The 636-nt window shown below is 45.6% G+C and carries 1 protein-coding gene; it reads left to right on the top strand.

Annotated elements, in window-relative coordinates:
* On the top strand, positions 1-636 hold a 636-nt coding region (locus JCM19034_RS20660; protein WP_156324102.1), incomplete at both ends, for an isopeptide-forming domain-containing fimbrial protein.

The raw sequence follows: 636 nt of genomic DNA, 5'->3' as shown, positions 1-636 counted from the left end.
AGAGAACCTCGAGGAAGGGAAAGCAGAATTCCACGTAGGGGACACGGTTGTTTATACGATTCGAGCACGTAATACAGTTCGCGAAAGTTTAGTTGGAAACTTCGTGATCACAGATATGCTTCCAGACGGACTTAGCTATGTCGAAGGAAGTTTAGAAGTAAGCCATGAAGGAATAGCGGACTTTGAAGATGGTGAGATTACCGCTAACTTCGGAAATGTAACGGATACGGACTGGCGTACCGTCACGTTCCAAGCTGTAATTAATTCAGGTCAAGCAGAACAGAGGATAGAAAACGTGGCAACGGTCGACGGTGATAATGTTGATCCAGAGAACCCACAACATGAATTCACGGTCGATCCGAAGGAACCGAAGCTAGAGTCAGAAAAAGCAGCGGAACTAGTTGAAAAAGCGGATGGTAATACAGATGAAGATCACCCAGAAGTGGGAGATACACTGCTGTATACGATTCAAACCCGAAATACAATCGAAGATAGTTTAGTGAAAAATCTGATCATCCGTGATGAGCTACCAGAAGGCCTTGAGTATGTGCCAGGCACATTAGAGGTAGATGGCGAAGCCGTCACAGATGAAGAGGATGACGATGCTGGACATTATGTCGATGGCGAAATCGTTGG

This window comes from Bacillus sp. JCM 19034 (assembly GCF_001310635.1).
GTDB lineage: Bacteria > Bacillota > Bacilli > Bacillales > Bacillaceae_D > Halalkalibacter.
The sequence above is the reverse complement of the archived record's forward strand: the minus strand, read 5'-3'. Positions and strand labels throughout refer to the sequence as shown.